The organism is Bacillus sp. DHT2 (genome assembly GCF_026241455.1).
Taxonomy (GTDB): domain Bacteria; phylum Bacillota; class Bacilli; order Bacillales; family Bacillaceae_G; genus Bacillus_A; species Bacillus_A pseudomycoides.
Genome location: NZ_JAPHWH010000005.1, coordinates 63,873 through 78,612, shown reverse-complemented (window position 1 = coordinate 78,612; position 14,740 = coordinate 63,873). Strand labels below are relative to the sequence as shown.

12 protein-coding genes are annotated in these 14,740 nt (G+C 35.3%); 10 read left to right on the top strand and 2 right to left on the bottom strand.

Annotated elements, in window-relative coordinates; translation table 11 throughout:
• Window positions 1-142: 142 nt before the first annotated feature.
• From ORL93_RS13855 to ORL93_RS13845, 3 genes are all read left to right on the top strand, one after another.
• Window positions 143-1,027, top strand: coding sequence for an ABC transporter ATP-binding protein (locus ORL93_RS13855; RefSeq protein ID WP_003208657.1), 885 nt, complete (start codon window positions 143-145; stop codon window positions 1,025-1,027).
• A gap of 2 nt (window positions 1,028-1,029) precedes the next feature.
• The gene (locus tag ORL93_RS13850) at window positions 1,030-2,256 is read left to right on the top strand and encodes an ABC transporter permease (protein ID WP_003200723.1); all 1,227 of its coding nucleotides are present in this window, start codon (window positions 1,030-1,032) and stop codon (window positions 2,254-2,256) included.
• Between the two features lie 117 nt (window positions 2,257-2,373).
• Window positions 2,374-2,805, top strand: a complete 432-nt coding sequence (locus ORL93_RS13845) for an Rrf2 family transcriptional regulator (protein WP_016116523.1) — start codon at window positions 2,374-2,376, stop codon at window positions 2,803-2,805.
• Between the two features lie 59 nt (window positions 2,806-2,864).
• On the opposite strand, the gene ORL93_RS13840 is transcribed toward ORL93_RS13845, so the two are convergent.
• The gene (locus ORL93_RS13840) at window positions 2,865-3,530 is read right to left on the bottom strand and encodes an aquaporin (RefSeq protein WP_097795375.1); all 666 of its coding nucleotides are present in this window, start codon (window positions 3,528-3,530) and stop codon (window positions 2,865-2,867) included.
• 184 nt (window positions 3,531-3,714) lie between these two features.
• Window positions 3,715-4,680, bottom strand: coding sequence for a DMT family transporter (locus ORL93_RS13835; protein WP_003200735.1), 966 nt, complete (start codon window positions 4,678-4,680; stop codon window positions 3,715-3,717).
• A gap of 105 nt (window positions 4,681-4,785) precedes the next feature.
• On the opposite strand from ORL93_RS13835, the gene ORL93_RS13830 reads away from it, so the two are divergent.
• The 7 genes from ORL93_RS13830 to lacZ all read left to right on the top strand — a co-directional run bounded on the left by ORL93_RS13830 (window position 4,786) and on the right by lacZ (window position 14,738).
• The gene (locus ORL93_RS13830) at window positions 4,786-5,358 is read left to right on the top strand and encodes a helix-turn-helix domain-containing protein (protein ID WP_018781667.1); all 573 of its coding nucleotides are present in this window, start codon (window positions 4,786-4,788) and stop codon (window positions 5,356-5,358) included.
• A 115-nt stretch (window positions 5,359-5,473) separates the two neighbouring features.
• Window positions 5,474-7,183: a sensor histidine kinase gene (locus tag ORL93_RS13825; protein WP_050780586.1), complete on the top strand. Its 1,710-nt coding sequence runs from the start codon at window positions 5,474-5,476 to the stop codon at window positions 7,181-7,183.
• Window positions 7,180-8,346: a response regulator transcription factor gene (locus ORL93_RS13820; RefSeq protein ID WP_097795376.1), complete on the top strand. Its 1,167-nt coding sequence runs from the start codon at window positions 7,180-7,182 to the stop codon at window positions 8,344-8,346. Before ORL93_RS13825 ends, ORL93_RS13820 begins: the two co-directional genes overlap by 4 nt.
• Window positions 8,347-8,533: 187 nt before the next feature.
• A complete protein-coding gene (locus ORL93_RS13815) occupies window positions 8,534-9,784 on the top strand; it encodes an ABC transporter substrate-binding protein (RefSeq protein WP_097795394.1) in 1,251 nt (416 codons plus the stop codon).
• 22 nt (window positions 9,785-9,806) lie between these two features.
• On the top strand, window positions 9,807-10,751 hold the full coding sequence (locus ORL93_RS13810) for a carbohydrate ABC transporter permease (RefSeq protein ID WP_018764406.1): 945 nt from the start codon (window positions 9,807-9,809) through the stop codon (window positions 10,749-10,751).
• 23 nt (window positions 10,752-10,774) lie between these two features.
• Window positions 10,775-11,602 carry a carbohydrate ABC transporter permease gene (locus ORL93_RS13805; protein ID WP_255262490.1) on the top strand — a complete coding sequence of 276 codons (828 nt, stop codon included), beginning with the start codon at window positions 10,775-10,777 and terminating at the stop codon, window positions 11,600-11,602.
• A 49-nt stretch (window positions 11,603-11,651) separates the two neighbouring features.
• Window positions 11,652-14,738 carry a beta-galactosidase, LacZ type gene (lacZ, locus tag ORL93_RS13800; protein ID WP_265959140.1) on the top strand — a complete coding sequence of 1,029 codons (3,087 nt, stop codon included), beginning with the start codon at window positions 11,652-11,654 and terminating at the stop codon, window positions 14,736-14,738.
• Window positions 14,739-14,740 lie beyond the last annotated feature (2 nt).

Genomic DNA, 14,740 nt, shown 5'->3' with positions numbered 1-14,740 from the left:
TTACAATTTTAACTAAATGAAACAAATGATGGATTAGAGATGATGGTACATATAAGAGAATGAAATATAATACTATATTTTATTTCAAACAATCATAGTCTTTAAGAGAGTACGAATGATATTAAAGGGGAGGCTTTATACTTTGAGTTTACAAATTCAAAACTTAACAAAAACATTTGGAGAATCAAAGGCAGTTAACGGTTTGCAAATCTCGTTACCAAAAGGTGAAGTGTTAGGTTTACTTGGCCGAAATGGTGCAGGGAAAACAACGACAATTAAAATGCTTCTTGGGTTATTAACGCCTAATGAAGGTTCTATTACGTGGGATGGAAAAACATTTGGTAATAGTGGGGTAACAATTGGATATTTGCCAGAGGAAAGAGGATTATATACAAAAAGTAGGGTAATAGATCAACTGCGATATTTTGGTAGATTAGAAGGAATGACGAAGAAAGAAGTCGATCTTGCAATCGATCACTGGTTAGAACGATTAGCAATCCCAGAATATAAATTTAAAACGGCAGGAGAGCTTTCAAAAGGGAATCAACAAAAAATCCAATTAATTGCGGCCCTTCTTCATAATCCAGAACTACTTATTTTAGATGAACCATTTAGCGGACTTGATCCAGTTAATGCTGGAATGCTAGCTAGTATTATTGAAGAACAAGTACAGAGCGGAAAGACGATTATTTTATCAAGTCATCGTATGGAACAAGTAGAGGCTTTTTGCCAACATGTATGTATTTTGAAAAAAGGTGAAGCAGTCGTAGAAGGACAGCTAAGTGATATTAAGAAAGAATACGGTTTTCGTAATTTAACTATTGAAGATACAGCAGAGAATGAAAAGGGATTAGAAGCTATACATGTTCCGTATGAAAAACAACAAGGCCTTCTTTATGTAAAAGTACAAGACGATGCAGAAGCTCTAAAGATTTTGCAACAATTGCAAGAGCAAGGTGTAAGCTTAAGGCAATTTAAAATGCTAGAGCCGACGCTAAACGAAATATTTGTAGAAAGGGCGAAATAACAATGCGTAAATTTTCTCATGTATTTTCATTTTATTTCAGGGAAGCATTTTTTTCTAAAAAATCATTGATTACGAGTGCGATTTTATTTTTAGTTGTGTTTGGAATCTTTGCATTTAACCATTTCACTTCTGATGGAGATAAAAGTAAGGAGAAAGATAAGATTGCAGTTGTAGTAGAAAGTTCTACATATAAAATACAAAAAGAAGAGTTAAATAAGTTATTGCCATCAGCAAAAATAACGGTTGGTTCAAAGGGTGATTTTGATAAATTCCATAAACAAGTAGAAGAAGGAGATTTAGATGGTTTATTCCATGTGAAAGAAAAGAATGGAGTTCCAGAGGTTACGTATATGTTTAATGGGTTCCCTAGTGAAACAACTTCTACAATTATGGCTAGTTATTTAAAGGAGCAATATACGGCAGTAACGGTTGCTAAACATAATGTTTCACCGGAAATTGCACAACAATTGCAAACAGAAATTTCCGTGAAACAAGAAGCGATAAAAGATCGTTCTGCCTCTTTCGGAATTGCATATTTCTTTACATTCGCTTTGTATATGTTCATTGTTGCGTTCGGAAGCACAATTGCGATGAATATTGCTTCTGAAAAAGCTTCTCGCGTTATGGAAGTCATGATTCCGAAAGTAAAACCTCTTACTATGATGTATGCAAAAATTTTGGCAGTTGTTTCAACGGCGTTATTACAACTTGTTATATTGGCATGTGGTTACCTTGTTCCTTGTGTACTAGGCTGGGTAGATTTAGAAAGTGGTTCATTATTTGGATTGCCAATTGATTTTACAAAGCTAGATGCACAAGTTATCAGTATGTTCCTAATTTATTTTGTTACAGGATATTTCCTTTATGCGATGATGTATGCAGCTGCTGGTGCGGTTGTTTCTAAGACTGAGGATTTACAAGGTGTAATGTTCCCGGTGTCGATTTTAATAATGGCAGCATTATTCATTAGTATGAAATCATTAAGTGATCCAAATAGTACTATTGTTGTTGTAAGTTCGTATGTTCCGTTCTTTACACCGATGGTCACATTCTCGCGCATTGTAGCTGGTGAGGCGGGGATGTTAGAAATTACGATAACACTTGCGATTCTTTTGGCGACGATTGGTATATTAAGTGCTGTTACGAGTCGTATTTATGTAAATGGTGTAATGAATTACTCAGACAAAGTGAAATTTAAAGATTTAGCGAAATTTATTAAACGTCAATAATAGGAAAAAGCATGATTTTCTTGTGAAATCATGCTTTTTCTTTATGTATAAATTAAAAATAGTATATAATAATAAGAGTTGTCTTTTAATAGAATGAATAAAAAGGAGGGTGTGCAGATGGGAATTAGTAGCCGTTTTACAGTAGGTGTTCATATGTTAACGTTACTTGCGATAGATCGAAACTCTCGCTGTACCTCTGAATGGATTGCTGGCAGTGTGAATACAAACCCAGTTGTGATTCGCCGCATTACAGGAATGTTAAAAAGAGCAGGTCTAGTGGATGTACAAGCAGGGAAAGGTGGTACATCACTTGCTCGTGATTTAGATGAGATTACATTACTTGATGTATATAAAGCAGTGGAAGTAGTAGAAGAAGGACATCTATTTTCTTTCCATGAGAATCCAAATATTGAATGTCCAGTAGGTGCGAATATTCAATCGGTATTAGAAATTATATTAATGCAAGCGCAAGAAGCGATGGAAAGCGTACTTGCGAATGTAACAGTTCAGCAACTTGTTACAAATTTACAATCAAAAATTAAAAAGTAAAAAAAGCGAGCCTCGTATAAGTGGGCTCGCTTCTTTTACTTTCAGAAAGATCGAAGATTCTATTTTTCAGTATTTAATACAAATTTCCCTACAATGGCAGCAACGATACCACCAAGAATTGGTGCAACAATAAATACCCACAATTGAGATACAGCTTCTCCGCCAGCAAATAAAGCTGGTGCTAGGCTACGTGCAGGGTTAACAGAAGTGCCTGTTAATGGAATACCTAATAAGTGAACTAATACCAGTGTAAAGCCAATTACTAATCCAGCTAATTGTGCGTTTCCCTTTTTACCTGTTACTACAATAATTACTAAAATAAAGACGAATGTTAAAACAAATTCAACTAAGAAAGATCCTGACAAACCAAAATTTCCAAAAGCATTTTGTCCTAAGTTATCTAAAGACATATTAGAAGATTTTAAAATTGTCACTAATGTTGCAGTTCCTAATAAACCACCTAAAACTTGAGCTAATAAATAGTAGCTAAGTTCCATAGCATTCATTCGTTTGTTTACAAACATGGCAATTGATACTGCCGGGTTTACATGACATCCAGAAATTGTTCCAATGCTATATGCCATAGCAACAATTGATAATCCGAAAGCCATTGCAATTCCTAAAGTTCCAATTCCTTCAATTCCGCCGCCTAAAACAGCTGTTCCAGTTCCAAATAATACAAGTACAAAAGTACCAATAAATTCAGCGATTCCTTTTTTTAACATAATTTTCCTCCTCATGTACACATGAATCGTAGTATAGCATAAAATTAGGTGCTTTTAAGTATAAATGGAAAATGAAATATTATTCTGATAAAAAAATAGGGAAGGATTATACAATTTTGATCAAATAAAAAACATGATTCTCAAAGAATAATCATGTTTTTTATTTATGCAGTGTTTTCATTTGTTATGCTGTTTTCTTTCGTTTAGTAACTGGAATAGATCGATTCAAAATGCTATTTGTGATCATTCCAGCTATAATGATAATCATCCCAATAAGTGAGAGTCCGATAGGGAATGAACCATTTAAGAAAAGCATTTCACCAAGAACAGTAAATACCATAGTTCCGGCTTGCGTTGCTTCTACAGCACCTAATAAGGAAAGGTTATCTTTCGCTAAATCTGTTGCAAAGAAAAATGTCATTGTGGCGATAACACCAGAACATAATGCTAATAAAAATCCTTGAAGCATTTGACCGGATGTTGGAATGCCTGTTGCCCCAAAACCATATATTGCAAGAATAATTGCTATAGGCAGGCTGCCGATTGCCATTCCTAATACACGCTGGAAAGTATCAAGGCGTCCTCCTACAACTTCCATCATTTTTCGATTGCCGAATGGATATAAGAAAGCTGCAAGAACAACAGGAAGAAAACCAGATATAAATTGAGTGGCTGTAATATGCCCAGCTTCTGTTGCTTGCATACAAATTACACCAATTAAAATGAAAAGTGATACGTATAAACTGCGAAGTGGGATTTTTCCGCGTACGCGTTTTGTACCTGTTTTTGTTTCAATCGTAATAAAAAATAATGGCGATAGTAGCAAGCCAGCGAGTATTGTAACTTGCCAAGTTCCTGCAACAAGCCAAGCTGGAGAAAAGACAGCAGCAAAGCTTAATAAAGAATAAAAGCCGATCCCTGCTAAAGATCCCCATCCTAGCCATGCAAAGGGATGTTTTCGCATTTCTGACCATAAGGGCCAAAGGTTTTTGCGAAATAAAACGATAAGGAATAAAATAGGGAGAGCGAATAAAAAGCGAAAAGAAGCAGTCCAAGCCCAGCTTGTTCCAGATACATTCATTGCTCTGTTAATAATGAATGTTGCAGAGAAAAAGGCGGATGATAAAATACCTAATAATATTGCGCGCATGATACGTAAGCGCTCCTTTCGAGATTCGAAACATTTATGTATATTATAATATACTTAAAATTAATTAAAGTAAACTATTTTATACTTAGAGGTGATTTTGTTACTATGAAAGAAAAAGAGGATATGCAAACAAAAGAAGTCATTCAGCAAGTTGGTCAGTTATTAAGACAAATTCGTAATGAACAAAAACTGAGTTTAGAAGAATTGGCGCAAAAAACAGGGGTTAGTAAATTAACATTAGGAAAAATCGAAAGAGGTGAAACGAATCCAACATTAGCCGTCATTTGGAAAATTACGAAGGGGCTGTCAATTCCATTGTCGAGGTTAATGGTAGTTGGAGAACCAGTAGCGATTGCTCGCTGTGGAGAAGGATTTGCGGTAGACGTAGGACAGGCATGGCGGTTAGAGACAATGTTCCGGTATACGAAAGAAACGGGCATGGAGATGCATCGTGCTTGTTTAAGACCGCAAAGTATGTATGAGCCAGAGTCTCACCATGAAGGGGCGATTGAACTTGTTACAGTTATGAAAGGACAAGTTGTTATTCAAGTTGAAAATGATGTATATGAATTAAATGAATTTGATTCGATTCAGTTTGAAGCGAATAAGAAGCATAGTTATAAAAATGCTGGAGATGAAATAGCTGTTTTGCATTTAACGATGAAGTATTCTTCTTAGCTATAAAAAAGAGCGCTTGCAATAAAGCGCTCTTTTTTTATAGATTTTAACTGTATTTTTGATAAAATACAGTTAAGTTGGAATATTCTGAAAAATAAACTGAGTAGGATAAGGGATGAGGCGAATGACGAAATTTAGATTATGGAGATTGGTGCAACAAATTCGAACAAGCCTTCGTTTAAAGTTATTAACATGTTTTTTAGTGGTCGCACTTATTCCGCTCATGTTGTTTAGTTGGATGTCATATGAAAAGTCATCCAATCTTGTAAATGAACAGTTTGGGGATTATGGAAAGTTTGCTATATCGCAGCTTCAAACTCAAATTGAATTAACATTAAGCCATATGCATTTAATTGCTAGTGATATTCAAGAATATTTATCAGACCCGACATTAATTGTTTTAAAAAAAGAAGCACCGAAATCGTATTCGGAATTTATTATTGAGAAAAATTTTGAAAGGTTTTTAGAAGCGCATAAAACAGCACAAACGAAGGGGATCTTTTTAATTACACCTAGCGGTTATTATTATGGAGATCGGTATTTAGATGTGCAGAAACTAAAACAAGAAAAATTTTGGGAAGAACAAGGGAATTTATCACAAGGGTATTGGAATGGGATCTATGTTCCGAATCATTACTCTGCACTTGATAAAAGCAAAGTAATTGGATTACTTGTTCCAGTTAAAACATCATTCGGTAGCTTGAAAGATAGCCGAATATTAGTGGAAACAGATGCGACGGATTTATTTAAGTTTATTGATTCATTAGAAACAGATTTGCATGCATTGATTACCATTCGTGATGAAAAAAAACAGGTGATTTATACGACGGATGAAAATTATAAAAAAAACAAGGATGATATCATTTGGGAAAAGCCAATTCCATCAAATAAATGGAGTCTAGAAATTATTATTCCAGAAAAAGAATTTTATCAATCTTCTACAATTATTTTGTTTGTTACATTAATTGGAATTGTTGTATCACTGTGCTTAGCTTTTATGCTGGCATTTTTAATCTCGGCTAAGTTAACGGAAAATATCACGAATTTGGATCATGCAATATCTCAAGTAAGTAAAGGAGATTTTTATACAAATATACCAGTAAATTCACAAGATGAAGTAGGGAGTTTAACTGTGAATTTTAATAAAATGGTTGTTAAAATTAAATCATTAGTAGAAGAAATATATCAGAAAGAAAAGTTGAAAAAAGAAGCTGAGCTCAAGGCAATTCATTATCAAATTAATCCGCACTTGCTATTTAATACATTAAATTCTATTCAATGGAAAGCAAAGCTTCAGGGGGCAAGTGATGTAAGTGAAATGATTTATCATCTTGTTGCTGTGTTAGAAGGGAATTTAAATTTTGCGAATGATCTTGTCACACTCCAAAGTGAACTAACCATTATTGAGCACTATTTAAAGGTACAGGAGATTCGATTTGGAAATCATTTTTCTTATACGCAAAATGTCTCGTCTTCTATGAAAGGGGAACATATTCCAAGAATGTCGCTTCAGCCTATATTTGAAAACATATTTTTTCATGCTTTCGACGATGGACATGGAGCTATTACATTATCTGCATTTGAAAAGGATAATGGTGACTTATGTATACATATTACCGATGATGGTCGTGGTATTTCTGATAGGCGGAAACGGGATTTATTACAAGAGCCGTCTGCAGAACAAAGAGGGGGGCTTGGATTATATAATATCGATCAAAAATTCAAATTACATTTTGGGCTAGAGTACGGATTAACGATTCAATCAGAAGAAAAGAAAGGAACTATAGTTCAGATTCTTTGGCCAAAGGGAGGGATACAGAAGTGAAACGTATTAAAGTGCTCATTGCGGATGACGAGACGATTGTTCGAAGGGGATTGAAGATGGCGGTAGATTGGTCGGCGTATAATATGGAAGTAGTAGCGGATGTGCCAAATGGTGAGAGAGGATGGGAGGAGTTTGTACAGCATGAGCCAGAAGTGGTTATTACAGATATTGTTATGCCTGTTGTAAATGGAATTGAGTTTGTGAAAAAGATTAAACAACATGCTCCGAAAACAAAGGTATTATTATTAAGTTGTCATCGTGATTTTGAATATGCGCAAGAAGGAATTAAACTGGGGGTTTCAGGTTATTTATTGAAAACATCGTTTCATGATGAGGAGCTGGATCAATATTTACGAGCATTTCAAAAAGAGTTAATGATTCATAGGGAAGCGGAAGGGATTGAACAGCAAAAATTCCTCTTTTACGAAGATTTTTTTCAATGGTTATGTGGTTTTCAAAATCAGTTTCAAGAAGTACTTGTGGATTTATTTCGTAATGAATGGAAATGGATGAACGATGGGTATTATGCTTGTTTTATAAGATCGGAATCGAGATTACATCTCATATTACAAGATATTGATCAAAAGATACCAAGTCCACATGTGAAGATCTTATGTGGAAAGGAGCAATGTTTCTTATTTCTTAATGAAAACTATAAGGAAATGATGGAGCAAATGTTTATGGATGTAAAGAGTACATACGAAGAGCTATATTGGATTACATCAGGGGAGCTGTTCAGTATAGAGCAATGGATCGATTCGGTTAAATCGATGAAGCAATTTGCAGAACTTGAGATTAAGTATAAAGTAACGATTAACAATTGGCCAAAAACAATTAAAGAGGCTATTTTGTATACAATGAATCATTTATCAGAGCCAATTGTTGTTTCAGAAGTGGCAGAGATGGTGGGGTTAAGCAGGAGCCATTTTAGTATGCTTTTTAAAAAGATAATAGGTGAAAGTTTTCATTCTTTTACAGAACGAAGAAAACTTGAACTTGCCATGCAAATGCTTCAAACAACCTCACTTACGATTCAAGAGGTAGCGGAGCATATTGGTATTTCAAATAGTAAATATTTTAGTAAATGGTTTAAAAAGTGTACAGGAACAACGCCATCAGAATATCGAGACAAACAATGTGAAACTTTATATAAAACAAATTGACACCATACTTTTATTGAACGAACAATTTGATAACAAAAATCGAACAAATCGATGTTTTTAACCGCTTTCATAAAAGGTAAAATGAAAGCGGTTGAATTATTTATTCTGAAAAATCAGAAATAAAAAAGCTTTTTGGAGAAGGGGAGTGTGTGCAGTGAGAAAAATGGTACATGTATGTCTTAGTTTTATGCTCGTACTTATTGTTTTTTTAGCTGGTTGTAGCTCAAATGAGACTACAAGTAAAAAATCATCAAAGGATGATGAAAAGAAACAAACATCAAATGATGGAACAGTTTTGCGATTTGCAACTTGGGATGCTGGAAAGAATTTAAAGATTCAGCAGCAAATTGCAAAGAAATTTGAAGAGAAGAATCCGGGAGTAAAAGTACAGGTGGAGGCTTATGGTGATGGTTTTGATCAAAAGCTCGCAGCATCTTTCGGGGCGAAAAACCCACCGGATGTTATGTATATGTGGAATTTCCCAGCTTACTATAAATCTCTTGAGCCTTTAGATGAACTGGCAAAGAAAGATCCAGATATGAAATTAGATGACTTTTATCAAGGGCTATTTAACTACTCTAGTATTGACGGGAAATTATATGGTATGCCAGCAGGGTTTACAACGCGGGTTATATATTACAATAAAAAGTTATTTGATAAAGCGAATATTCCATACCCGAAAGATGGATGGACTTGGGATGAGTTTGTAGGCACTGCGAAAAAGTTAACAGATGCAAGCAATAAACAATATGGCTTTGCTTTACGACCTGAACCAGATACGTATGATTTACAAGGGTTTATTTGGAGTAACGGTAGTAGTTTTGTAAGTGAAGATGGAAAACAAATAAAAGGACATATGAACAGTCCAGAAACAATTGAAGTTATGAAATCTTTCCAAAGTATGCTAAAGGATAAAACGGCTGTATTAGTAGGTGGAAAAAATCAACAGAGCGGTGATGATATTTTTAAAGCTGGGAAGTTAGCGATGTGGGAGAGTGGAATTTGGCCATTAGAAGGATTTAAAGATGCAAAAATTGATTTTGGTACAGTAGAACCTCCTGCATTTAAAGGGAAACCAGTGAAGGGACTTGTTGGTACATCAGCTGTTTCAATTGCAAAAGATGCAAAGCATAAAGAGTTAGCTTGGGAGTTTGTTAAGTTTTATTCTTCACCAGAAGCAATTAAAATGCGAACTTCTGATTTGCCAGTTCGAATTAGTGTTGTAAAAGAATTGAAGAAAGAGGAAGATGCGAATGTTAAACCGTTCTACACAATGCTAGAACGTTCAACAAATACACCAGCATTTTTACTTAACCCAAAATGGGATGAAGTAAACCGGAATTTATCAGCGGCAATAAATGCAATTATGCTTGGGCAAGATCCAGAGCAATTATTAAATAAAGCTGTTCAAGATTCAGAGAAATATATGGATAAATAATTGTAAAAGCAAAGAGGTGTGGATGTTGAAATATGGAGTATCTATAGAAAGTGAAACGAATATAGCCATTAGGAAAAAGAAAATGAAATGGGAGAAACTCGTTCCTTATGCATTTATATTTCCATGGGTATTTGGCTTTGTAGCATTTACCCTTGGTCCTCTTTTATTTTCATTATTTATTAGTTTTTTTGACTGGCCGCTTATTGGAGAAGTTCAATTTGTTGGACTAAAAAACTATCAAGATATGTTTCTAAATGACCCGATGTTTTGGGACTCGTTATGGGTTACGGTGAAATTTGCAGCATTATTTGTTCCATTTAATTTAATTATTGCCCTATTTTTAGCGATTTTGCTAAATCAAAAGGTAAAAGGATATGCGTTTTTTCGAACATTTTTCTATTTGCCAAGCGTTATTTCTGGTGTGGCTTTAGCGATGATTTGGGCATGGGTGTATAACGGAGAGTATGGTATTTTGAATTATTTTCTATCGCTTGTTGGTATAAAAGGACCAAATTGGTTAAGTGATCCGAACTGGTCGCTAATTGCGATGGTAATTGCTAGTTTATGGGGACAAGGTACGCTTATGCTCATTTTTTTAGCAGGATTGAAAAATATCCCGCAAAACTTGTATGAGGCTGCTTCCATTGATGGAGCTGGAAAAGTGCAACAATTTTTCAAAATTACATTGCCGATGTTAACGCCGACGATTTTATTTAATTTAATTACAACAATTATCGGTGCGTTTCAACAATTAACATTAGCACTTGTATTAACCGGCGGAGGTCCATTAAAGTCCACCTATTTTTACGCGATGTATGTATATGAAAATGCATTTAAGTATTTTAAAATGGGCTACTCATCAGCGAATGCTTGGTTTATGTTTTTAATCATTTTAGGGTTAACATTACTTGTTTTTAAATCATCAGCAGCGTGGGTTTATTACGAAAATGAGATGAAGTCAAAGTAGAAAATGAATAAGGAGGATGCAGTGTGAGAACGAAGAAGCGCATACATCGAGTTGTAGTGTACGCACTATTAATAGGTTTTTCCATTTTATTTTTATTGCCCTTCTTTTGGATGATTACAACATCTGTGAAATCACCAGAAGAATTATATTTATATCCACCAAAGTGGATTCCATCTGAGTTTAAATTTAGTAATTTTGCAAAGGCGTGGACGAGTCAACCATTTAATACTTTTTTATGGAATTCAATTGTTGTAACAGTATTTTCAACAATCGGACAGTTAATATCATCTTCTTTAGTAGCATACGGTTTTGCACGTTTTAAATTTAAAGGACGGGATATTTTGTTCATGATTGTGCTAGCGACGATGATGATTCCGTGGGAAGTAACGATGATTCCGCTTTATATGGAATTTAATGCTCTCGGCTGGATTAATACGTTAAAATCTTTAATTATTCCATCTTGGTTTGGCGGTGCGTTTTTTATCTTTTTAATGAGACAATTTATTATGTCTGTTCCAAAGGAGCTAGATGAGGCTGCAAGGATGGATGGTGCGAACGCTTTTCAAGTTTACTACCGTATTTATTTACCGATTATGAAACCGATTTTAATTCTTGTTGCTGTTTTTAATATTTTAGGATGTTGGAACGATTATCTAGGACCGCTTATTTTCTTAAATGACCAAAGCAAATATACATTAACGCTAGGCTTAGCACAGTTTAAAGGTATGTTTGGCGTTGATATGGAAGGGATTATGGCGGTGACATTGTTAATTAGTATTGTACCTCTTGCACTCTTCTTTTTCGCACAACGCTATATTGTGGAAGAGTCGGGGCATACGGGCCTTAAATAATAGAGCGTAGAAATGATGTGACAAAGTGAATGCAAAAAGGAGGATCGATATGGGATATAACATGTTAGAGGACTTAGAAAATGTTCAAGTAACAGGGCGGAATCGCATGGAGGGAAGAGCACATTTTATTCCATTTCAAACTGAACAAGCGGCTCTATCTTTTACGCGTGAAAGCTCTTCTTATTACAAATTGCTGAATGGAATGTGGAAGTTTTTGTACTTAGAATCCCCAAAGCAACTTCCAGAGAATTTTTTCATAAGTGAATTTGATTGTAGTGAATGGGATACGATTCATGTACCTGGGCATTGGCAATTGCAAGGATACGGAAAGCCGCATTATACCGATTTATATTATCCGTTTCCGGTTCAGCCACCCCATGTTCCATTTGAAAATCAAGTGGGTTGTTATAAAAATGAATTTTATATACCAGAAAGTTGGAACGGAGGATGTATTCGTATTCGATTTGAAGGTGTGGATAGTGCCTTTCATTTATGGATAAATGGAGAAGAAGTGGGATATAGCCAAGGAAGTCGTTTGACGGCAGAGTTTGAGATTACATCGTTTGTTCATGCCGGAAAGAATACGATGACAGTATGTGTGTATAGATGGTGTGATGGATCATATATAGAAGATCAAGATATGTGGTGGCTAAGTGGTATTTTTCGTGATGTGTACATTGTGCATGAACCTGCTGTACATATTTATGATATGACGTTATGTACAACGCTTGATGAAAATTATGAAAATGGTGTATTACAACTAAGTACAAAGATTTGCAACGAACAATTACTGAATAAAAATTATGTACTAGAGTATAAGTTTTGTAATAAGAATGGGGAAGTATTAGATCAACATACATCGTATTTGGACTTACAGGGGAAAAGGGTTATAGATGATACACATTCGTTTTCTGTCAAAAAGCCGCAGAAATGGTCCGCAGAAGACCCGTATTTGTATATTGTATTGTTCACGATTCGAAACGAAAATAGTGAAGTTGTAGAAGTGATTTCACAGAAGATCGGTTTCCGGATGATTGAGATGAAGGATAGAAATCTTCTTGTCAATGGTATTCCCATTATATTTAAAGGGGTGAATCGTCACGATCACGACCCGGATACAGGAAGATATGTCACATATGAAACAATGAAACAAGATGTAATGCTTATGAAACAGCATAATATTAATGCGGTGCGAACAGCACATTATCCGAATGATCCACGTTTTTATGATCTATGCGATGAATATGGTTTATATGTAATTGATGAGGCTGATTTGGAATGCCATGGATTTGAGTTAATTGGTAATGCAAACGTATTAAGTGATGATCCTGAATGGGAAAATGCTTATGTAGATCGTGTGGAACGTATGGTGCGTCGAGATCGCAATCATTCTTCAATTATTATGTGGTCACTCGGAAATGAATCTGGGTTCGGTTGTAATTTTATTGCAATGGCGAATAAGTGTAGGGAATTGGACCAATCAAGAATCATTCATTACGAAGGGGATCGAGAAACGAAAGTCGCTGATATTTTTAGTACAATGTATTCTTCAGTCGAAAAGATTATTGGTTATGCAGAAGAAGAAAAGTGGGAAAAACCTCATATTTTATGTGAGTATGCTCATGCGATGGGAAATGGACCAGGCGGATTAAAAGAATATTGGGAAGCGATTTATAGTCATAAAAGATTACAAGGTGGCTTTGTTTGGGAATGGATTGATCACGGATTACGTCAAGTGAATGAAAATGGAGAAGAGTACTTTGCATATGGAGGTAACTTTGGAGATACTCCGCATAATAGTAATTTCTGCATTGATGGACTACTCTTGCCAGATCGAACGCCATCGCCAGCTTTGTTGCAATATAAGAAAATAATTGAACCTATTAAAGTAGGAGAGATAGACATACGAAGTGGTAGGATTTCGATACAAAATATATATGATTTTCGTTCATTGAAAGGCTATCGTGTGCAGTGGACTGTCAAAAAAGAAGGAAAAGTAATTGCGAGTGATTCTATAGATGCCCCGCCTTTGTTACCGAAAGAGAGTTGTGAGATTCAGTTGCTCTTTAAAGATGAAATAGCCCTTCACACAGAGGAGGATTGCTATGTAACAGTATCGATTGTATTAGGAGCAGATACAAATTGGGGAGTAGCAGGACATGAAATAGCTTGGGAACAATTTTGTATTCCAGCTCTGAAAAAGATAAGAAGAAAAAGAGATTCGAAGTTATATGAGCCAGTAACTTTACATGAAACAAAGGAGGAAATTCGTGTTGCTGGTGAAAGTTTTGCAATTTCTTTTCACCCTGTAACAGGGCGTATAAAAGACTGGACCTTTAAAGGGCAATCACTTATGGAAGAAGGGCCTGAATTAAATATTTGGCGGGCAACAATTGATAATGATATGTATGTAGTTGAAAAATGGAAAGAACAATATGTACACCTTGTGAAACATGACGTAGCGAGTATAGAAGCTGTACAACTTGAAAATGGAAATGTTGAAGTTGTTGTGAAAGGATTTATTTCCCCGCTTGTCGTGAATTGGAAAATTGCTTTTACTTATACGTATGAAATTGAAAGAAGCGGAGCTATGAAAATAGAGACAAAGTTAAATCCAAGCGGTACTTTACCAGAGATGCTTCCGCGAATTGGGCTCGAAATGCGTCTGCCAAAACAATATCAAAATGTAAGTTGGTTTGGACGTGGACCAGGAGAATCATATGTGGATAGTAAAGAAGCCAACAAAATAGATTTGTATGAAATGACTGTAAAAGATTTATTTTTCCCGTATGTTTTTCCGCAAGAGACGGGAAATCGAACAGATGTAAAGTGGGTTTCGTTATATGATCAATATCATGTTGGATTTGTTGCGCATAGTACGCAAGATTTTAATTTTAGCGCCTTGCCTTACACGACAGAAGATTTAGAGAAAGCAGAGCATTTATATGAATTACAAGAAAGGGAGTTTGTTACATTCCATCTAGATTATAAGCAAAATGGTTTAGGAAGCGCGAGTTGTGGGCCAGCTCAGCTTCCGGAGTATCAGTTGAAGCCGGAGCCGTGCCAGTTTGAAGTGTACATTGTTCCTTTTAATGGGGATCATAAACGAGCTTTTGAGATCGTAAAAGAATCTTAAAT

What these genes read in the sequence shown, in the direction of transcription:
- ORL93_RS13850 (WP_003200723.1), top strand. Translation starts at nt 1,030, where the DNA reads ATGCGTAAATTTTCTCATGTATTTTCATTTTATTTCAGGGAAGCATTT.
- ORL93_RS13845 (WP_016116523.1), top strand. Translation starts at nt 2,374, where the DNA reads ATGGGAATTAGTAGCCGTTTTACAGTAGGTGTTCATATGTTAACGTTA.
- ORL93_RS13840 (WP_097795375.1), bottom strand. Translation starts at nt 3,530, where the DNA reads ATGTTAAAAAAAGGAATCGCTGAATTTATTGGTACTTTTGTACTTGTA.
- ORL93_RS13835 (WP_003200735.1), bottom strand. Translation starts at nt 4,680, where the DNA reads ATGCGCGCAATATTATTAGGTATTTTATCATCCGCCTTTTTCTCTGCA.
- ORL93_RS13830 (WP_018781667.1), top strand. Translation starts at nt 4,786, where the DNA reads ATGAAAGAAAAAGAGGATATGCAAACAAAAGAAGTCATTCAGCAAGTT.
- ORL93_RS13825 (WP_050780586.1), top strand. Translation starts at nt 5,474, where the DNA reads ATGAGGCGAATGACGAAATTTAGATTATGGAGATTGGTGCAACAAATT.
- ORL93_RS13815 (WP_097795394.1), top strand. Translation starts at nt 8,534, where the DNA reads ATGCTCGTACTTATTGTTTTTTTAGCTGGTTGTAGCTCAAATGAGACT.
- ORL93_RS13810 (WP_018764406.1), top strand. Translation starts at nt 9,807, where the DNA reads ATGTTGAAATATGGAGTATCTATAGAAAGTGAAACGAATATAGCCATT.
- lacZ (WP_265959140.1), top strand. Translation starts at nt 11,652, where the DNA reads ATGGGATATAACATGTTAGAGGACTTAGAAAATGTTCAAGTAACAGGG.